Source organism: Paraflavisolibacter caeni, from assembly GCF_025628885.1.
GTDB lineage: Bacteria > Bacteroidota > Bacteroidia > Chitinophagales > Chitinophagaceae > Flavisolibacter > Flavisolibacter caeni.
The window spans coordinates 1-20331 of sequence record NZ_JAOTIF010000032.1 but is presented as its reverse complement, the minus strand read 5'-3'; the positions used below and the strand labels follow the sequence as shown (position 1 = coordinate 20331).

General features: G+C 38.7%; 24 protein-coding genes. 6 read left to right on the top strand and 18 right to left on the bottom strand.

Annotated elements, in window-relative coordinates; translation table 11 throughout:
* The first annotated feature begins 112 nt into the window (after nt 1-112).
* On the top strand, nt 113-466 hold the full coding sequence (locus tag OCK74_RS24550) for a DUF6717 family protein (RefSeq protein ID WP_279299754.1): 354 nt from the start codon (nt 113-115) through the stop codon (nt 464-466).
* A 147-nt stretch (nt 467-613) separates the two neighbouring features.
* Nucleotides 614-2632 (top strand): alpha amylase C-terminal domain-containing protein, encoded by a 2019-nt coding sequence (locus tag OCK74_RS24545; protein ID WP_279299753.1) that lies wholly within the window; start codon nt 614-616, stop codon nt 2630-2632.
* Between the two features lie 79 nt (nt 2633-2711).
* Here the strand turns inward: OCK74_RS24545 and OCK74_RS24540 are convergent, their stop codons facing one another.
* The gene (locus tag OCK74_RS24540) at nt 2712-3347 is read right to left on the bottom strand and encodes a DUF502 domain-containing protein (protein ID WP_279299752.1); all 636 of its coding nucleotides are present in this window, start codon (nt 3345-3347) and stop codon (nt 2712-2714) included.
* Between the two features lie 81 nt (nt 3348-3428).
* Nucleotides 3429-4601 carry a helix-turn-helix domain-containing protein gene (locus OCK74_RS24535; protein ID WP_279299751.1) on the bottom strand — a complete coding sequence of 391 codons (1173 nt, stop codon included), beginning with the start codon at nt 4599-4601 and terminating at the stop codon, nt 3429-3431.
* A gap of 797 nt (nt 4602-5398) precedes the next feature.
* Between OCK74_RS24535 and OCK74_RS24530 the strand changes: the two genes are divergently transcribed.
* Both OCK74_RS24530 and OCK74_RS24525 read left to right on the top strand, forming a co-directional pair.
* Complete coding sequence (locus tag OCK74_RS24530) at nt 5399-5866, top strand: helix-turn-helix domain-containing protein (protein ID WP_279299750.1); 468 nt, start codon at nt 5399-5401, stop codon at nt 5864-5866.
* A gap of 245 nt (nt 5867-6111) precedes the next feature.
* The gene (locus tag OCK74_RS24525) at nt 6112-6591 is read left to right on the top strand and encodes a helix-turn-helix domain-containing protein (protein WP_279299749.1); all 480 of its coding nucleotides are present in this window, start codon (nt 6112-6114) and stop codon (nt 6589-6591) included.
* Nucleotides 6592-6626: 35 nt separating this feature from the next.
* On the opposite strand, the gene OCK74_RS24520 is transcribed toward OCK74_RS24525, so the two are convergent.
* From OCK74_RS24520 to OCK74_RS24445, 16 genes are all read right to left on the bottom strand, one after another.
* A complete protein-coding gene (locus tag OCK74_RS24520) occupies nt 6627-7334 on the bottom strand; it encodes an outer membrane beta-barrel protein (protein WP_279299748.1) in 708 nt (235 codons plus the stop codon).
* A gap of 59 nt (nt 7335-7393) precedes the next feature.
* The gene (locus tag OCK74_RS24515; protein ID WP_279299798.1) at nt 7394-7657 is read right to left on the bottom strand and encodes a DUF6515 family protein; all 264 of its coding nucleotides are present in this window, start codon (nt 7655-7657) and stop codon (nt 7394-7396) included.
* Between the two features lie 168 nt (nt 7658-7825).
* Nucleotides 7826-8476, bottom strand: coding sequence for a hypothetical protein (locus OCK74_RS24510; protein ID WP_279299747.1), 651 nt, complete (start codon nt 8474-8476; stop codon nt 7826-7828).
* Nucleotides 8477-8542: 66 nt separating this feature from the next.
* Entirely contained in the window at nt 8543-9022 is a 480-nt protein-coding gene (locus tag OCK74_RS24505) for a hypothetical protein (RefSeq protein ID WP_279299746.1), read from the bottom strand.
* A 52-nt stretch (nt 9023-9074) separates the two neighbouring features.
* A complete protein-coding gene (locus OCK74_RS24500; protein ID WP_279299745.1) occupies nt 9075-9527 on the bottom strand; it encodes a YidH family protein in 453 nt (150 codons plus the stop codon).
* 7 nt (nt 9528-9534) lie between these two features.
* A complete protein-coding gene (locus tag OCK74_RS24495) occupies nt 9535-10428 on the bottom strand; it encodes a pentapeptide repeat-containing protein (RefSeq protein ID WP_279299744.1) in 894 nt (297 codons plus the stop codon).
* Between the two features lie 67 nt (nt 10429-10495).
* Nucleotides 10496-10873, bottom strand: a complete 378-nt coding sequence (locus OCK74_RS24490; RefSeq protein WP_279299743.1) for a DUF1622 domain-containing protein — start codon at nt 10871-10873, stop codon at nt 10496-10498.
* A 97-nt stretch (nt 10874-10970) separates the two neighbouring features.
* Complete coding sequence (locus OCK74_RS24485; RefSeq protein ID WP_279299742.1) at nt 10971-11942, bottom strand: formylglycine-generating enzyme family protein; 972 nt, start codon at nt 11940-11942, stop codon at nt 10971-10973.
* An 80-nt stretch (nt 11943-12022) separates the two neighbouring features.
* Nucleotides 12023-13570, bottom strand: coding sequence for an arylsulfatase (locus tag OCK74_RS24480; RefSeq protein ID WP_279299741.1), 1548 nt, complete (start codon nt 13568-13570; stop codon nt 12023-12025).
* A 51-nt stretch (nt 13571-13621) separates the two neighbouring features.
* Nucleotides 13622-13966: a hypothetical protein gene (locus OCK74_RS24475; RefSeq protein ID WP_279299740.1), complete on the bottom strand. Its 345-nt coding sequence runs from the start codon at nt 13964-13966 to the stop codon at nt 13622-13624.
* 308 nt (nt 13967-14274) lie between these two features.
* Nucleotides 14275-14997: a hypothetical protein gene (locus OCK74_RS24470; protein ID WP_279299739.1), complete on the bottom strand. Its 723-nt coding sequence runs from the start codon at nt 14995-14997 to the stop codon at nt 14275-14277.
* Between the two features lie 12 nt (nt 14998-15009).
* On the bottom strand, nt 15010-16080 hold the full coding sequence (locus OCK74_RS24465; protein WP_279299738.1) for a hypothetical protein: 1071 nt from the start codon (nt 16078-16080) through the stop codon (nt 15010-15012).
* Nucleotides 16081-16103: 23 nt separating this feature from the next.
* Nucleotides 16104-16661, bottom strand: a complete 558-nt coding sequence (locus OCK74_RS24460; protein ID WP_279299737.1) for a hypothetical protein — start codon at nt 16659-16661, stop codon at nt 16104-16106.
* A 19-nt stretch (nt 16662-16680) separates the two neighbouring features.
* Nucleotides 16681-16998 (bottom strand): transposase, encoded by a 318-nt coding sequence (locus OCK74_RS24455; protein WP_279299736.1) that lies wholly within the window; start codon nt 16996-16998, stop codon nt 16681-16683.
* A gap of 41 nt (nt 16999-17039) precedes the next feature.
* Nucleotides 17040-17603: a DUF4136 domain-containing protein gene (locus OCK74_RS24450; RefSeq protein WP_279299735.1), complete on the bottom strand. Its 564-nt coding sequence runs from the start codon at nt 17601-17603 to the stop codon at nt 17040-17042.
* A 319-nt stretch (nt 17604-17922) separates the two neighbouring features.
* The gene (locus OCK74_RS24445; RefSeq protein WP_279299734.1) at nt 17923-18501 is read right to left on the bottom strand and encodes an RNA polymerase sigma factor; all 579 of its coding nucleotides are present in this window, start codon (nt 18499-18501) and stop codon (nt 17923-17925) included.
* Nucleotides 18502-18754: 253 nt separating this feature from the next.
* On the opposite strand from OCK74_RS24445, the gene OCK74_RS24440 reads away from it, so the two are divergent.
* Both OCK74_RS24440 and OCK74_RS24435 read left to right on the top strand, forming a co-directional pair.
* A complete protein-coding gene (locus OCK74_RS24440) occupies nt 18755-19789 on the top strand; it encodes a DUF481 domain-containing protein (protein ID WP_279299733.1) in 1035 nt (344 codons plus the stop codon).
* A 279-nt stretch (nt 19790-20068) separates the two neighbouring features.
* Nucleotides 20069-20331: hypothetical protein (locus OCK74_RS24435; RefSeq protein WP_279299732.1), on the top strand; the 263-nt coding region annotated here is incomplete at its 3' end.

Sequence of the window (20331 nt, the reverse complement as noted above, 5' to 3'; positions counted from 1 at the left end):
GAAAATCTGAAACGCCTAGTATTATGCGCTAATTGCATTGTTGATCGTATTTTTACTTATTATTGTTGTTGAAAATACTTAGTGTATTTTCGTTTTCAATCCGCTACCAATTATGTATTTATTTACCTACTACAAAATGGGAAACCGCTGGTTTCTTGATCTACCAGAGTATATTGATAGGGGGGGAGACTCAGATGACCTGGAAAGAATTGGCGCTTTTCATGATTTCTTAGAAATGATTTCTGAGGGAGAGACCACACTAATGCTTCAGCTTAGCACCCTGCCATTTGAAGGCGCAGATGTTCTGGAACTCACCGGTTCGGCTGGCCCGGGCACAGGAGGGTATTATCAACTCAGGAGTTTTGAAGGAAGTGTGATTGATCTGGAACTATGGTTTAACATTTTCGCCAGTATAGATCAACAAGGTCTTGCTCCACGGCTTTATCTTAAAAGGGTCAGGCTTTAATAATAATTTTCATATCAAGCATTTCTGCCACATTTTTTAATCATTTATACTATTAGATTTTTTTACTAAATCATTGCCTTCTCAAAGTCATTTCTTCTTATAAGGTAAAACTTGTTATCTTAGAATTTCAACCCTAACATTACTTTGATGAAGCAAATTGAAAAGTTAGCGATTAACCAAGAAGATCCATGGCTGGATCCATACATTGATGATGTAAAAGACCGATTTGAACGTTACAAAAAAGCCCGAAAGGAAATTGAAGAGGCTGCCGGAAGTTTACTCAATTTCGCCAATGGGCATCACTATTATGGTATTAACTTCGATAAAGAAAAAAATGGATGGTTTTACCGAGAATGGGCTCCACAAGCTCATAAACTATATCTGACAGGGGATTTCAACCAATGGAACAGGACTTCCCATCCACTGGAAAAGAACAGCAACGGGGACTGGGAATTATTTCTGCCTTTCAAGCAATATAAGGACAGCTTTCTTCATGAGAGTAAAATAAAGGTGCATGTTCATACGCAGAAAGGATCCATGGATAGAATTCCTGCCTACATCCGAAGGGTTATACAAGATCCTGAAACACATGACTTTGCCGGGCAATTGTGGTTACCTGAAAATCCATTTTCATGGACAGACGCTACATTTAGCCTGGAGGAAGTTTACCGTGAACCAATCATTTATGAATGTCATGTAGGGATGGCCCAAGAAAGAGAAGGAGTGGGGAGCTATAAAGAGTTTGCTGATGTGATCCTACCAAGAATCAAAGATGGTGGCTACAATGCTATCCAGTTAATGGCCATCCAGGAGCATCCATATTATGGTTCATTCGGGTACCATGTATCCAACTTTTTTGCTCCATCTTCGAGGTTCGGGACACCAGAAGATTTGAAATACCTGGTTAATAAAGCGCACAGTATGGGAATTGCTGTGATCATGGACATCGTTCATTCCCATGCTGTAAAAAATATGGCAGAAGGCCTCAATCAATTTGATGGCACAGATCACCAGTATTTCCATTCAGGAGGCCGGGGCTATCATGAAGGATGGGATTCGATGTTGTTTGACTATGGAAAATGGGAAGTAAAGCAATTTCTCTTATCTAATGTGTGCTATTGGTTAGAAGAGTTTCATTTTGATGGTTACCGGTTTGATGGTGTTACGTCGCTTCTGTATTTCCATCATGGGAATACTTCCTTTGATCACTATGACAAATATTTTAAAAGTGGAGTGGATTGGGATGCCGTTACCTACCTGCAATTAGCTAATGAAGTGGTGCATCAATGTAAAAAGAACAGCATTTCCATTGCAGAAGATGTCAGCGGCATGCCGGGCTTATGTAGAAAGCCTGAGGAAGGAGGTGTTGGGTTCGATTTCAGGTTGGGCATGGGTATACCTGATTATTGGATCAAAATTTTAAAAGAAAAACAGGATGAAGATTGGAATATCCATGAAATGTGGAAAGTTTTAAGTAACCGGCGTTATAAGGAGAAGACCATTGCATATGCAGAATCACATGACCAGGCATTGGTAGGAGATAAGACCATTGCATTCTGGCTCATGGACAAAGAAATGTACTTTCATATGCATGTAGATCACCAGAACCTGGTGATTGATCGTGGAATAGCCTTACATAAGATGATACGGCTGTTTACCATTAGTTTGGGTGGGGAAGGATATCTAAATTTCATTGGAAATGAATTTGGGCACCCTGAGTGGGTTGATTTTCCGAGAGCTGGAAATCAATGGAGTCATTATTACGCAAGAAGGCAATGGTCATTGGTTGATAATAAAGATCTAAAGTATCAATATCTCTGGAATTGGGATAAGGCTATGATTCACACAATTAAAGGCCATCATGTTCTTTCTGCCTCTGGTGCTCGTGAGATTAACATGGATACAGAGAACAAGGTGATCATTTTTGAACGGAATAACCTGATTTTCATTTTTAATTTCAGCACGAATAATTCTGTCTTTGGATATAAGTTCAGGGTACCGGAGCAAGGTATTTACAGGATCATTTTAAATTCTGATCGAAAAGAATTTGGTGGCTTTGGCCGTGTGGACGATTCTATTGATTACCCTACAGATGAAAACTTGAATGTAAGTATTTATCTGACCAACAGAACGGCTTTAGTAATGCAGAAGAAGGTGGCTCAATAAACACATCAAGCTGATCATTTAAAGTATAAAAATCTAAGTCCCTTGTTCTTTCAAGGGACTTTTTCATTGAAATGCGGGTTTATTTTACCATATTCGGTTGGATATCAACTTTACCAGATTTTTGTAACAGGGCAGATGCGCCCAAACCTCCATTCTTTATACAGGTTAGCGCTTCAGAATAAGAGATATTCAAACGCTGGATACGGTCATTTGACAAAAAACAAAGGGATCCAGACCAGGGATTGGGTGTTCCTGGTATATAAATGGCAGAAATGTTTTCTTTTCCCTCAACTTTTTCCATTAAAAATCCTAATTGAAATGAATCGTCAAACCGGGCTATCACCACTTGTTGTTTGTCCTGATTCATCATCCCTGACATATTTTCACCCATGGATTTCATAATAGTGTATCCAGGTATATGGACCAAAATTGCATTCTCTAATTTAGTAACCAGCCATTTGCGCTTTCCCTTCCTGGAATTTGCGATCAATCCTACAATTATGCAAATTAAAAACATTACCAAAACGGCTACGAGCTCCTGAACAGGCAAACTCAAATAGGAGTCTGTTGGAAATAAGCGGATAATTGGCTTAGTCAGGCGCTTAATCCAATCATATGCTTTTGCAACAACGATAAAAAAAACCAGCAGCGGAACCAATGTAATAATGCCGCTTAAAAGAGTTGATTTGAAAAAACTTAATTTGTGAGACTTCATGCTTTTTTATTTCATAAGCAATAAGTTAGTGTATATTTCTTTTTATATGAATTAGTCCAAAAAGGGTTTTTCTTATTTCTCTTAAATATCATTGTCGAGTGATTTATTTTTAGACTTGAATTCATTTTTAGTTTTTTGTAAAAAGGCAGTGGGTGTCATGCGCATAAACTTCTTAAAAGCGGTCAGGAAGGTTGTGCGGTTACTGAATCCTGCTTTTTCAGCAATGGCTTCCAGCGTAAGTTGGTGCCAATTTTCATTTTTTAATCCATCTACAATAAATTGAATCCTGAACCAGTTAATAAAGTCATTAAAGTGCATTTGATATACCTGGTTTATATAGGCAGACAAAATATAAGTTTGGACATCTAATTCTTCTGCTACATTTCCAATTTTTATATTTTTCCGGAGATATTCCTTTTTTTCTAAAAAGTCGTGGAGGCCAGCCTGGAGCTTAAAAGAAACCTCTTCAGGAATGACCAATTGTTTTGAATTTTCTGCATTTGATTCTGTTTTGTTGTTTATATCTATTCCATATAAGATACTTGGTTTAAAAAGCAGGAAAAGGCAAAGTATGGAGAAAACGATCAATGGAGCCCAAATTGTTGCTGACCATACAAAAGATGATGGAGCATAAAAATATGTGATGATTCCTATTACAGAAAATAAGAAAAATATACCAACCACCAGAACTAACCAATTTTCCTTTTGCTGGTTCCCTGGCACTGTTCTTTCAGCAGAACCACCAAGTTTTATCAAAAGAAGCACCATGAAAAATACATAAATGAGCGCAATAATATGCCTCAGGACGAAATGTGTTCCAGGAGGCAGCAACCACCCTTCCATTAATAAATATACAGACTCGTTTTTTTGAAATAATTCTTGTATGACCTGTTTTTTATAGCTAATATCACTTATATACCATGGGTAATAATCCACTAAGAACAAAATAGCAGGCAGCAAATGCAAAGCATCCAGCCATTGAAGCTTTCGTTTTTCTTTTAGTTCAAATAATATATACAAGAACAAGGAAGGAGCGGTGAGATAGTTAATTAATGGACCGATCCTAAAGAGAAAAGGCACTTCAATTATTTTCCTGCTTTCAAATAGATAACATAAAAAATTAGTAGCGGCAAGTGTAAAAAGAAAGAATGAAAAGAACATCATCGAAACCTGCCTTTGCCTGTACAGTATGATGATGATCAGTATGAAACCAATTATTGATGCAGTGAATGAATATAAGCCATTATTCCCCATTTAAGTTTTTTTGGTCTTTTAATCAAATAATTTTCACAGCAAAACACATTGGATAGGGACATAAAGACCTCAATGCAAATAGGGATAGGAAATTTTTAAGAGCAAAACCTTTAGCAAGTTAAATGTATATTTAGCATAAATGATTATAAAAAAAATGCTGATGTATATGAATGGATCAATTAGTCAAAAACGAAACATATATACACATTCTTTTTACTGATCATTATTGTTCTGAATCGCATTCATCCAATCTGTACCTCAAATTGCATTAAGCCGATAAATAATTAAAAGTAGATCTCAAAGGGAAACAGATGAGCAAACAACAAGCTCGTGTTTCTGGGCTATTATCAAATATATTCTATTTGATATTTTTATGCAAGTTAATTAATGTTAATCAAGTACTCATGATAAGTTTTAAAAAAATGAGCAGTTGAAGATGATCATTTTCAATTACAATTGCTATTGTTTTAAATCAAGTGAAAGGGATTTTATGATTAAAAAAACATGAAAGGTTAATCAATTATACGTTTATGCATTACCTGCTGCCAACATTTTTAATTTTTATCATCATAAATTGAAGAAAAAATTTTGAATTGGTAAGTTTTTATAGAAAGCATATAGTTTTTGTTGAACGATATGCATAGCGTATTGTGATAAATATCAACATTTTTTTTGGACAAAACATCTTTGTTAAGTATTATAAGACTCATCCTATTCCATGCTTCTTTTGAAAGGTCCGGCTTATATAAATAGTAATTTAGTTTTATAATATTTTGCAAACCAATAATGCTAACATTATGAAAGTACAATTACAAACAATATTTCGCTTTTTTCGACTGCAAAAAAATCAATACAATAAGCAATCTACTATTCACTTAAGCCACGAAACAGTTAGCCTTGTTATAGCAAGGATGAATTCAATTATGGAATTGGAGCAACCATACTTACACGTAGGATACAGTATTAAAAATCTAGCTGATGAGCTTAAAATACCTTCTTACCAATTATCAGCTATTTTGAACAGGGAGCTAAGCAAGAATTTTAATAACTATATAAACCAATTCCGCGTCACCTATTTTAAGGAACTGGTTAAAAATGGAATGGCTAATAACTTAAATCTCAAGGGGCTTTCTGAACAATGTGGATTCAATAACAGGAATTCTTTTACAGCAGCCTTTAAGAAGTTTACTGGCGAAAAGCCGTCAGAATATCTCAGACGCTATTTATGTAACCATCAAACAAGCAAAATTGATTTCATTAATTAAGTCAAGCTTTATATTTGTTTCCAGCTATAAAATATCTCAATATTACAATTCTTTGCACAATACTTTTTTAACAGGTACTTCACTTCATCTTTTTCATAGTAATTTTACGAAGCAGGTGAATGCAACTTGCCAAATAACTTTTCTAAAATTAAAAGCATCTTCAAAAGAAATAAGTTTTATATCTATCCTCGTCTTTCTTTCCTGTTGTGCTACACCAACACCTGATCAATCAGTAATTGTTGGAAATGAAGAAAAAAAACTTCTTTAGCTATCTACTTTCATTGTTGGGAGAGAAAAGGAGAATCAAAAATATAGAGGTTCGCCTAGGTGGTGAAAGCATTGATGAGTTAAAATGCCGCTTAGAGTCTCTCATGGAAAGAGAAAGGCCATACCTGCGAGGAGGATATCATATAAAGGAACTAGCAGATGATTTGCAAATTCCCGTATATAAATTGTCAGCTTTTATTAACCAGGTATATGGCATGCGTTTTACTGATTACATGAATAAATTCAGAACCAAGTATTGTGAAGAGCTTATGAAAACAGATCTGTCGGCCACATCAAATTTGAAGGAACTTGCATACAAATGTGGTTTCAGCAACAGGAATTCTTTTACAGCAGCCTTTAAGAAGTTTACAGGTCAAAAGCCGTCTGTTTATTTAAGACGCCTTTTAATTTTTAGCGGGTGGTTTCTTTTTCATTTTAACCAGTTGTTGCCAATATGACTCAATGCCTGTTAGCAGACGTTAGTAGTTTGGTGTTATTTAGCGGTATTTGCGCTGGATTTTCCAGTGCCCACAGGAATGGTTACATTCAACAGCCAGGCCGTATTGGATTGCGTGCCTTCCTGTGTTTTGTTAAAATCTATCAATCCATAATAATACCTGATCCCCAGGCCCATGCTTTTTTTATCCTTCCTGAACTTATAGAATAATCCGCCGGCAACGCCAAAATCAAGTCTTGGGAGTTCTTTTGTTACTTTTATGGTATAATCCAGGTCGTTTTCCATTATTTTGGTATTGAAGAAATCTTTTGCTTTCAGCCTCAAACTAGGCTGGATTCCTACTTCAGCAAAAAAAAGATCTGTCATCTTGTACCGGACCAAAACGGGCATGCTGAATATTTGTATTTTTCTTTCAACTGAGCCAGTGCTAAACAAATGATCCAAAGTATCATTTCCCGTTGGATAAGGAATAATATCTTTCGCGCCAAATGCACCTTTCCCAACTCCTTCAACATGAAGGAAAAATTTATTGTCGGGATGTATGTTGAAATAGAGCGCAAGATTTAAGCCTGATCTTGCATTACTCACTGTGTTCGTAAAATTGGTAAAAGCAGGACTAACCACCAATCCAAATTCAAGTTTGCCAGTATTCAGTTTATCGCCAAATAAGAGTGCTATGACCACTTGTGCAGGTGCAAAGTTGAATAGGAAAGACAATAATACAGTACCAAGGACTTTTTTCATCTAACAAAATTTAACTGCTTAATATAAGAGGCATGCCCTTATATTGAACGCTGCATTGTTTATTTCTCTCCTTCCTCCACCTGTACTACTTCATACTTATCCTTTCCGTCAACTTTTACAGGCTGATAGTAAGTTTCTCCAATCTTCACATAGGTTTGATCTCCAATCTTCACTTCTTCTCCATCTTCGGGGAGACTGTCCACAATAGCACCTGCTGGTGGTGCTACTACTTTATACCCGTCGCCTGATTTTTCATAATAAGCTCTGCCATAATAATAGTTTGTCACATTGTTTACCACCACAGGCTGGCTGCCTGATGGTATGGAGGTTACAGTACCTCACGGGCGGTAAGGGTGATAGACATAAGGATGGAAGCTATAGTACCTGCTGCCACCCCATGCATAGTATTTGTTCGATTGGGCAGTTAAGCTAAATGATATGCACATCAGTGACCACCCAATTACCTGTTTTTTCATATTTGCAGGTTGAGTTTATTTTCCAATTCTGTAAGTCAGTCCACCTCCCAGACCGAACTGGAATAGCGATGAATAGGTACTTAGACCTACCGGATTACCGTACGGGTCAAAATAGAAATCACCGCCTGCTGACCGGAGCGATGAAATCAACTGTGTTTGCAGTTTGATCCCAAATTTATCAGAAGCCCAGATATTGCATCCTCCTCTTATAGCCCAAGCAAACTTTGTAGATGATGCATGATCATTATTTTCAGGGTTGTCAAGGCTTGCAAACAACAAGCCTGCAAAAATTCCAACATAACCCTCTACCTTGCCGTCATGAGAGGACATATGTCCATCACTCCCCAGCATAACATAGTCGTGCACAAGGTCAAAATTTATATCTTTTTGTTGACTAGCGACTCCGCTCTTGAAATTAGTAGGAGCATGGGTGCTTCTCCGCAGGTACATCATCTCGATGCAGTATTGCGGTGTAAATAAATATTCAATACCGACCCCTCCCTGGAATCCTCCATCCACTTGCCCTTTGTAATAGTTGTTGTTGTCGTAAAAAGAGTCATAGCCGTCTTCGAATACATAGGCACCATAGCCATTGATCCTTAAGCTTTGAGCGGACGTCAGAAGGGTTGTTGTGGATAATAGAAGGAGGAAATAAAACTTTTTCATAAATGTATTTTTTGTTGTAAATAAATGTGATTCATTCATGTTATTTTTTTGATGAATGACCTGACCTTACAGCTCTTGTTTTTTCATATGATCAAGCTCTCCAATAACCGGCAAGAGCTCCTGAAACGTCAATTTGAGCGTTGAGTTTATATAATTTTCTATTTGTAGGAACTTTGCCGCTTGTATCGCATTGAGCGCAGTTTTGATCTTAGTATAGTATTGCTGGTAGAGTTTGGAAAGGGCCGCATCGTTTTTATTAATCCTATTGACGAGCTCATCGGCTTTTGCATTGGTCATACTTGAATAATGTTCTGCATAATCATTCAGGATCATGATTCGTTCCTTGCCGATCTTTTGTCGCTCCTTTTCATATTGGTCATATAATGGCCAGAACTTATTAGCATCTGCATCTGATAATGCCATTCCTATTCCTACAATTTCTTTTTTCTCTTTACCCCATTCTTTCTGAATTTCCTGGAATTCATCCTGCGCATTTGCTGATACTGCAATGAAGATGATGAGTGCAGTATACAATAACCTTTTCATAATTGCCTCCTGTTTTTTTAGTTTATTTTCAATTGTGTTTACACGTTAGAAATTATTGTCTGAATAATGTGGCAAGAAATAATAACAACCCAAATACAAGTATTAAAGCTCCGAGCACAGATGAAAGCGATTTCTGGATCTGAGGATATTCAACCTTTAGTTTTTTGTATGCTTCCTGATGCTGTATTTGTGCAAATAATAATCCAACAAGCCCAAATGAAATCATCACGAGACCTACAATCCTTGGTGTTATGATCCTAGGTGGGTGTGGACCTTCTTTCCGCAATTCTTCGAAGAACTTATATATCGTAAACCCAAAGGATATCAGCGATGTAGCTGTTCTTATCCAGGCCATCAAGGTACGCTCATAAGCGAGTGCAGTCCTTTGGTAAGCCAGCTTCGTATTCGCATCCGGCAGTTGTGCTTTTTTTTCTGATAATTCAGTACGATATTCAGACATTTTATTTTGAATTATGTTGTAATCATTGTTTGAAATATTGGTCATGTGTTCGTTAATTAATTTCCTGTTTATGTGGTCCTTTTTTTTCACTAATCATTTGTTCATCAGCCAAGTAGTTTATTATTCGGGAATCTCCCCAATTCACCATTGATAAATCAGTATTGGAAAAATCTGTATCACGAATTATTGATCCGGAAAAATTTGCATTGAAAAGCCTTGCATTTCGGAAGGAAGTGCCAAATTTTGAGACAATAGAAAACACAATTCTTCGTAATGCATCAAATCCTTCGGCACCGCTTAATGCTCTTTTGCTAATGATGGCACAACTCATGGCCATGATCAACGTTCCTATGCCACCACCCACGCTTTTCCCAAACATACCTCCACCCATGGCGACGATGAGGAATAGAATATTAGACAATGCTCCAGCAACTACCCTGGCAACGGTGCCTACTATGAACATGATGACTACCAGTATATTAACTAACACAAGAGCAGCCATGCCTATACCAGTACCTGCCCCGGTCATTAAACTAACAAAGCCAATCAACAAGGCAATAAAAGAAGCTGGTTTGATCAGGTTCCTGATGGCATTTCTGCCACCCTTCAGATATATATAAACTATAAATAAAATTGTAAGTAAGATGGATATTATTCCTGCAATTTTGATCAATATGTCCTTTGAAATAAGCATTCTTTGGATGAGATGTCCTGCGAGCATTGCTACATAACCTGAAATCAGAGATACTATCAAAGCAGCAAAAAAGAGTAAGGTGGTATGTATGGGTGCAATACCAGTTTTCACATGGGTGAAATCAGCACCTGTAAGATCTGCACCTGTGAAGTCAGTGCCACGAAGGTCACTATTAGCAAAATTGGAATATGCGAGGTCTGCATTTTTAAATGATGCCTTTTGTAGATTTCTATTTGAATAGTCTTTAGGCATAATTGTTTATTTCATTAAGGTTCATAAACGCTTTTAAGTATTCAACTCAGCTCGCTTTTTTTATTTTCTACCGTTCCATTCCAACCTTTGATAATTCCCTTTCTTCCAATAATTCTTTGCTCAGGAAATAATTTAAAAATGTTCTGATAAAAGCAATTGCACCCAACTCGATCAGGTGTTCAGTAGTTGGCGAAATAATCGTTCCTACAATATCAGCGGCCAGCTGGAATTCAAGTGCCACGACCAGCCATCCTCCAAATACCATTCTGAAATTGGTATGAAAGGGATGAATCCCAGGTAAGCGTAGTCTTTCCTGGATACTTCTGATTATAGAAATGATAACACCTGCAACTATACAAAGTAGTGAAATGCCATTCAACACCACTTCGGTTAATGCACCCCAACTATCCAGGTTGGCTCTTATGGTATCAATGAATTCATTCATGTCATAAAGTCGTAGTATGTCATTGCGTGTACATCAGGCCGTTATCCGCCAGTTTTTGCAACGTTGGCATATTGTTCCATAGGGAAGTTGTTGCATTCTATTCCTTCACTCTGATCAAGCATCTGAATCCCAGGTGATTCATACCTGTATCTATCATTTGTGGCTGCCTTGCAGCAGGCCTGTAACGCAGGCAATAATTGGGGGCGCATAAATGCGATCCCCCCTTGATAACCTTCCTGGGTATATGCACATCTGGCTGGCATTGATCATAGCTGCCCTCGGGAGATGTTACACGTGGATTTACAGCAGGCGTGCAGCATGATTTATGTTTGTGAGCTTCCGGTTCAACAAGGTTTCTTAAATACCAGTCAGAGGTCCATTCCCATACATTACCTGCCATATCATACAAATCATAACCATTAGGGGCAAACGAACCGACAGGGGAGGTTCCTTCATATTGATCAATCAATAGATTTTGCCAGGGGAACTCACCCTGCCAGGTGTTTGCCATGGGATTTCTAAACTGAACGTCCTCATCTCCCCAGGTAAAGTTTTTGCTTTCCATTCCGCCACGTGCTGCGAATTCCCATTCCGCTTCGGTTGGTAATTCTTTTCCACACCAATTGGCGTATGACTCTGCGTCTTCATAAGCAATGTGTACAACAGGATGTTTCCCTTTTCCTTCCAAATTGCTGCCCGGTCCTTTGGGTTGTTTCCAGTTGGCGCCAGGTACCCATGCCCACCAGTTGAAATAATTATTCAGTTGTACAGGTCCTTTGACCTTTTGAAATACCAATGAACCCGGAACCAGCAGTTCAGGCTTAGCTCCAGGATAATCAGCTGGGTTAAGTGGTCTTTCCGCAACCGTGATATAGCCTGTATCCTTTACAAACTTTTGATAATCTTCATTGGTCACTTCATACTTGTCTATGTAAAAACTATCCACAGTAACTTTGCGCACTGGTTTTTCTTCCGGGTAAAATTGATCCGAACCCATCAAAAATTGGCCACCGGATATCAATACCATATTCTCTAAACTTATTGCAATAGCTTGTTTTGGATATTCCATGTTATGTTTTTTACTTAGGTTGCCAATTTCCTTAAATGAAATATTAATTACGGTCAAGCCGGTTCCTGATAAACTAACACTTAATCCCCGCCAACTGCTTCATGCATTTTAGCCAGGGCATCATCAACAGTAAAAGTGTTTGGTTTCTGAACAGCCGGAAACTCTTTAAAGGTTTCAGCGAATTTGGCTGCTCCAGCTTGCGCCGCATACATGAAATAGCCGTTATGAAGGAACCAGTCGTAATAAGAATTCGAGGTGACGTCCGCAAATTCGTAAGGGTCTGTGCGAAGATTAAAGATCTTAGGCACACGTAACCGTGTGAATGGCTCAGCCCAGACCTGTAGGGTGCCCTTGGCTCGCTGTTCCATGAAAACGATCTTCCAATTGTCGAAGCGCATGCCCAACATATCGCCATCATCGCTAAAATAAAAGTAGAAATTGCGAGGGCTCTCCTTAACTTCTCCTGTCAAATAAGGCAGCAAGTTGAATCCGTCGATGTGATTTTTATAGTTACGACCGATTGCTTTATAACCCTTTTTCAACTTTTCAATAATATCAGGTTCACCTGCCATTGCCAGGAAGGTAGGCAACCAGTCGTGGTGCTGAATGATATCATTTGATATGGTACCTGCCTTGATCTTGCCTGGCCAGCGTATCAGCATAGGTACGCGAAAAGCTCCTTCCCAATTGGTATTCTTCTCGCTGCGGAAGGGGGTAGTAGCCCCATCAGGCCAGGTATTACGGTGTGGGCCGTTATCGGTGGAGTACATCACAAAAGTATTATCCGCTATACCCATTTTGTCCAATAGCTCGAGCAACTGTCCGACATGTTTGTCATGATCGATCATGGTATCATAATATGGCGACTGCCAACGTCCTGACTGGCCAAGGCTTTGTTCTTTCGTATGTGTGATGAAGTGCATATGCGTGGTGTTAAACCACACAAAGAATGGCTTGCCGGCATCGTGTTGCTTTTGTATGAAATTTTTTGTGGCGTTCAGGAATTCATCATCCACAGTCTCCATCCGCTTTTTGGTCAGCGATCCTGTGTCTTCGATTTTTTGTTTACCTATTCGTCCCCAGCGAGGTATTTCGGTTGGATCATCTACATCCGTGGCCCAGGCATGAATGACACCGCGTGGACCGAATGTTTTACGAAAATCCGGAAAATCTTTTTCAGGTGGGTAGTTGTACATCTCCGGTTCTTCCTCTGCATTCAGGTGATATAGGTTGCCGAAGAATTCATCGAAACCATGATTGGTTGGCAGCATGTGGTTGAGGTCTCCGAGATGGTTCTTACCAAACTGTCCCGTGGCATAGCCCTGTTCCTTAAGCAGTGCTGCGATCGTGACAAGCTTTTCGTTCATGCCGATAGGAGCTGCAGGAATGCCTACCTTTGAAAGTCCCGTACGGTATACGCTTTGGCCGGTAATAAATGAAGAACGCCCCGCGGTGCAGGACTGTTCACCATAAGAATCTGTAAACATCATCCCTTCTTTTGCAATTCTGTCAATATTGGGCGTTTGGTACCCCATCAGGCCGTGCGAATAACAACTTAAGTTGGAGATTCCAATGTCATCGCCCCAGATAACAAGAATGTTGGGTTGTTTTTGGTTAGTCTTTGCCATTTTTTAAGATTTATTTTCCATCAAAAACATGAGCGGTACGACAGATTGATGCTACATGGCGAAACGATAAAAAAGTAACCGGCGTTTGCAACCTGTTAGATCGCATAAAGTACTAGCTCCCTGTTGGTGGGGGCAACCATTTCCGCTTTCTTTGTTTGCCGGTTGGTCATTTTTCCGTGAATAATGGTCGTTATTGAATTTACTCATATCTCCCTCCCGATATAAGGAACGATCTGAAACATTGGGGCCACAGGAAGCGACACTCCCTTTTTGAACCCGAAACCAATCTTTAAACGCAGCATCTTTTCCAGCCTTATAAACCGTAAAAGCAGTGACAAATAATAGTATTGCCTTGCTTAAAAGGATGGGGGTAGTTGGCTTTGCTATATTTTCCATGCTGTCTAACTATTAATTGTTTTTATTTCGGAAATACAAAAGTTTTCACACCTCTTAATCCAAAATTTGGCCTGCTCCCCGATGGTCCTCCCAAGGGAATGCGCGGGCCTATAGCCAATGATATTGTTTTAGTCCAGGTTGCTTTGAAGTGGCACACTTATCAAGTCATGAAGGTAAAGGGTCTGAACTGCTATCATTGCCAACTGATGTTTGCTGCGCTGTGCTGATGGCAGTACAGCAAATCACCAATAAGAAGACCTTGAATATTCCTGTGCTGAAACCCTTTGCCATCATTAATTATTTATCATTTATTTCATGCCTAAAACAGTTACTTTAGCCCGACCGGTTCTTGATCCACCGGTATCATACCAAAAATCAATTCTGCGAATGTGCCTTGTACCATTTCCACTTAAATTAAGGGGACGGCTTGCGCCGCCCTGAGCTATATAAATTCTTACCGGAAGTATATCAGGCTCACCATCTTCATAGATCACTTGTAATTTGATCAGGCGCAGAGGAGCTTCCGTAACTTTGATTTGCAACTTTCTGAAATTATCATAGGGGGGACCTACTATAATTCCATCATGATCAACAGTGAATTGTGCTTCCGCCGTACCTATGATACGCCATGTACCAGGTGCGCCTGTTTTATTATACTCAGCCTGCTGTCCTACAGCCGGTTGATGAAGAAGTAAGGTTAATATGAAGATCAATCCATGCAATATACTTTTGGTATAAAAACAAAAAAGCCTGATCACAAATTTGTATGAAGTAAAGTTTGAAGACTGCCTGTACCTATTAGTGACATAAACTTCTGAATAAATGACTCCACTCTGGTTACTATATGTGCGATAGCCGGCAGTGGTTCCGCCGGCTGTCGTAAAATTCACAGTTTGCTCCCATTGATTGCCTCGAGTGGCAACAGATGTGCCCCCTTGTGCAAAAGCGTAATGCCGCTGGCTCGTTGCGCCATAGCCTCCTGTCCATGTGTTGTTGGCTATTACTACTGATATGCATGATTTGCTCGGCATGGTTACAAGTATTTACTTTTTCTTAAAACCAAGAAAGCGATAGTTAAGGGACAACAAGACTGAAAAACGGTTGCCTCCTATAAAATTGGATTCCGATCGAAGTTGCCAGCGCTTGTTGAACTGGAATTGTACACCCATCAACCCTGCCCAGTTTGACTTCAGGTCTTTATCCATTTCATAAATGATGTGGACATCACGGGTAGGTCTGTTGTCTACTTTATCTTGTAATTTCTGAACGATCTTATCTATCACTTTTTTTTCTGCAGGGTCCAGCTTATCGTACCAACTGTTATAGCTTTGTTTGATCTCATCGATCTTTTCCTGTGAAATACCTGAAAAGATTTCATCCAGCGCTACTTCACCTTTTGTGTCGTTATTGATGAAAATACCCATCGCACCTATCCAGACAGAGATATTCTTTTGAGGGTCTAATTTTGAAGGAAAAACATGGCCCAGCCTAATCCCCATTATCTGCGTAACGACTTTGTTATCAAGCAACTGCATATCAGCCCAGTTGATACTGTAATCGGCTTGCAGCCATGCCGGGCCAACACCTCCTGCGCCCATGATCCCAAAACCATAGGCCCATCCATGTTGTTCAGCTTTTGTAGAGAACTCAACAGGCTTAGATACTGCAACCTCCGTACTGGCATGGGGCAGATAGGACAACAGGCCATATACATTTAAAAATGGGAATATATACATGTCTGCGCGTAGATTGAGGTTATATACTTTGGCTTCTACTTTACTAAACTCAATAACGTCACTCAGATCTGCCGGTCCAAGTATGGTATCACCATCACGTACGCTCACCTGAAGGTTGCTGATGAGCACATCTTGCCGGCCAACGAAATTATTGATCATGATGCCAAAAGGGAAGGGAATATCAAATCCTTTTTTATATACCTTGTCACCATATATCGGGAAGATCCTGTCATAATTCATCTTCTTTAGACTGTCATAGTAATACTGGCGCTTGTGACTCAAATCTTTTATGGCTACTACCTGTGCATTCAGAGTTGTAAGCCCTGTGAGCAAAAAAAATAGGAGCAAGCAGGTAGCTTGTTTTTTTACCCGTTTCATAGTTGCCCATTTGGTATAAATGCTTAACCTTTTATTTTTATTAATGTACCGTCCGGTGCATAATAAAGTCTTTTCCTTACCTTATCTTTTTCTGCAATTACTTCGTAATACTCCTTACTCTTAGAGTAGTTTTGATTTTTATAAAAGGTTTTGGATACCACCTTATACCCGGGATGTTCCTGTGAAAGCCTGTTCAAAGAATTACGGACTGGTTCCGGGAGTTCTTTTACAGTTTCTTCTACCTTTGATTGCAGCAGATTGCCATCCTTATCATATAAACCGTAATATTTCAAATCAGCCCTCTTGAAACTAATGGTATAGTATCCTACATCTGCACCTGGCGCCAAGTTATCTTCTTCTGAAACGGTCCATCCTTTGTTTACTACATCGGCTTTGGATTCATAGTATTTAACCGCCTTGGCATCGGGGAACCTTTTATTTAATGAATCCATAACCTGTTGGGGAGTCATTTTTTTGGGGATTTCTTTGGATCCTTTAATTACTATATCACCACCCTGAGCTTGTGATTTAAATGAAACACAAAGAATTATGAAAGCTGTAGTAAGCAGATACTTTTTCATAATTGTAAGGTTTAAATGGTTATTTATTTTTTTTTAGCAAATCGTTTGTTTTTTTCAATTCTTCATCTTTCAGTTCGAGTTCCAACGCCTGATGTGCAATTATTTTTTTTAGCCGTGTATTCTCTTCTATAAGCAATTTTATTTCAGATCTTGCTTTGTGAATCAAACTGTTTAAGTCTGTGTTGATATCTGATTTCATAAATTTTTGTTTCCATTTTGTGAATACACTGTAAGAAAGGTTATGAGTACGCAATACAGCAGTAATACCCATTTTATTAGCTTGCTGTAAAATGTCAAGCTTTTCTTCATCGGTAAATTTCCTTCTTTGCGTAGCCATTGTATAGAATATATTTCAGAAATTGGGTTTGAGTACCCTTATTACTTTTTAGACTTACCAGGAGGGAAGTCCGCCATGATTATTGAAATGGCTTGCGGTATTTTGGTATCCGGATTTTTTATTGGCTTATCAATTTCTTTATTGCCTATGCCTTGCCAAATAAGCTTATTGGTGCGGGCATCAATTATATCAATGATTAAGGAACCATCTTTAACATGCTGTACGTCATAATTGGTAGTGCTGTAACCACCTCCGGCACCCCAATAATAAGGACGATACATGCCACCATAACCATAATAGTTGGTGTTTGAACTTACTGAAACTTTATCTTTGAGGATAGTTACCTGGTTTACCAGAATATCAGGTGAAGATGATGTTTCCTGATATCCCTTTTTTATCATTTCATTCCTGACTGCATTAATTATCCGTTGCTGGTTCAATTGGCTAATAGAAGAGCTGCTATCGCTTTTGTAAAGCGAAAATGTTTTATAATTGCTGAAGTCTGCACTCTTATCATAGTCAGAATGTACTTGCATTGTTGGGCTGCAAGAGCAAGCAATAAAGGTGAGTGCAAGAATCACAATTTGAGGTAAATAATTTTTCATATGCAACATTTGACTTTTAAGAACAGTGTTTCAATAAAACAAAACATATTGATTCATTCCAATTACTGAGTACGTTACTTCTGATTTATCAACACATGATCTAATCATACTGAAACTTAGTTATCATAGAGGAGAGATTACTGTACTTCGTCATAGAGATGAGATATCTATATATTTCTTTACAATTAAGACACTTCAGGAGTATGATACCCGCCAATATTTTTCTTATTATTTAAGAGTACTTATAAGAGTACTTTATGCGATCTCTTGTATTATTCAACTAAAAGAGATATCTCAATTCAGGAATTGTCTTTTTTGATTACCTATCTATTTGTAAAGTCTCTTTTAAATTATTGCGTAATAGGGCTTTTGCTTTTCTCAATTGTTTTTCTACAGTATTGACAGGCCTGTTCAGGATTGAAGCAATTTTTTTTATTGTAAAATAATTTTGATTGTGTAGTACATATACCTCACTGTATTTTAAAGGCATTTGTTTCAAAGAAAGCGTAATTTCTTTCTGCAGTTCAATCATATTGATGAATTGTTCAACATCATTCTGTTTTTTGGGATCCTCATTTATAGCAAGCATAACATGCCTTTTGTATACGGCTTGGTTTCGCAAATAATTACTTATCCTGTTTCTTAAAGCTGTATATAAATAAGAAGCGACTGATGAGTTTATTTTTAACGATGTAAGCCTGTTATGAAGGTGTACGAACAGGCCCTGGACTATTTCTTCGCAAGTATCTTCATCTTTGAGATAGCGCCTGGCATAATGAATAAGCGGATGCCAATACTTTTTATATAACAAATTAAAGGCTTGGTCGTCATGGTTTCCGATCATTTCAAGCAAATCCTCATCATTGATAGTACCATGCAATAGGCACTTTTGTAACATAACAGTTATTTAAAGTAATTGAATGAACGTTATGCAGGCAAGTGCGTGTACAAATAAGATGGCGGTAATTTTTCAAATGTCTATTTGGGTAATGAAAGGTACAGTTAATAGTTGAAAACCTAAATGAAGTTTTTGCAAAGAATTATTAGAGATATCTCTCGAATAAGAAATAATTCATCTAAAGTTCAGGAATAAGCTTTTGGTGCGTGTCTATTATATACTATTCAGCATTTGAGTAATGAAAAGTAGCGGTATGTTCAGACTTTGGCATATGGTCCTGTTATTATTTATAGCTGTGAGCTTGACGCTGGAAACTAATGCTCAGAAAAAGGATACTTTATTGTTTTTCAACGGCCAGGTTTTGATAGGAGACATTAAAGCCGGCTTTTTAGGCAAACTGACCATTGATGAGGTAGACCTAGGTATCATACAAGTAAAAATGTACAAGATCAAGACCATTCAATCATCCGGGAGATTCAAGATCGAAACCCAGGATAAAAGGACCTATTATGGCGTCATGCAACCAGGTCCAAAAAATGGTTGGGTAAATATTCTTCAGGATAACTCCGAGGTTTTTGCAGTCAGTATCCTTAACCTGAATACCATAATCGCCATAGAAAAGGGATTCTTTCCCCGATTGGAAGGAAACCTTGCGGCCGGATTCAGTTATACTAAATCTAACTCTTTAGGTCAACTGAATTTTAGTTTTAATGTGAAATATGCAGGCGAGCGATTTGGACACCAATTGTCATTGGCAACCATTGGGTCTTTAGATTCTTCTAAATATTCAAGGGATAGGGAAGATGGAAGTTTATTTACTTCATATGATTTAAATACTTCCACATGGTTTCTATCTATAGGATTGAATTACCAAAGGAACCTGGAACTATCAATTGCAAGTAGATTTCAGGAATTCTTTGGTGGTGGTAATAAAATCATTGTTCGCAAGTATTGGCAGTTGCGATTGATGAGCGGCCTAACGATTAACCAGGAAAGGAGTACATCAGGTACATCAACAAATGAGTTGTTTGAATTGCCATTAATTTTCAGATTCAATTTTTTTAAATACCATTCCCCTAACATACAGATCAATACAGTTCAGTCATTCTATTATAGTTTAAGTCAGAAAGGCCGGGTGCGCTTTGACAACAATATCAATTTTTCCTGGGAATTGATTCGGCGCTTTTATCTAACCTTCAATCCGTATTCAAATTTCGACAACCAGCCACCAGAAGGAGACAGCAATTTTGACTTTGGTGTGGCTATAAATATTTCTTATCGATTTTGAGTTGCCAAGAATTTTCAATCTTTTCTTGCCAACAATTCTTAGAGCTGCCAAATCTTATGATATTGAGCAGAGTAGGAGGGGAGAAGTTTTCTCAGCCCGCCATTCCCCTGTAATTTTAGACCAGCAATCCCGGATGCTACATCAATTTCGGATCCTCGTTGCGCTGTACCCTCTGACCCTTTTGCAGCCAATCCTCCACTGCCCTTTAGACGCCTCCGCCCCTGCTTAAACCCCTCCGCCCCCGGAAAACCCGCATCAACCTTACTTAAAACCTTCCTTATGGCCATGAACCGCTACTCAGGACTCTTGCTGCTGGGCCTCACCCTGGGGGGCTGCTACCCCAAAGGCGCAGAATATGTAGAAGAACTCGATATCGTCTATACCAACTTTAACCCCGACTTTGACTTCAAAAGCAAAACCACCTATGCTTTGCCCGACTCGGTGGTCAAGATCAGTGGCGATGCCCTCAATGATCCCGATGGGGACGGCAAACCCCAGTTCCTGAGTGCCGCCTCCAGCAAGGCCATCCTGGACCAGATCAA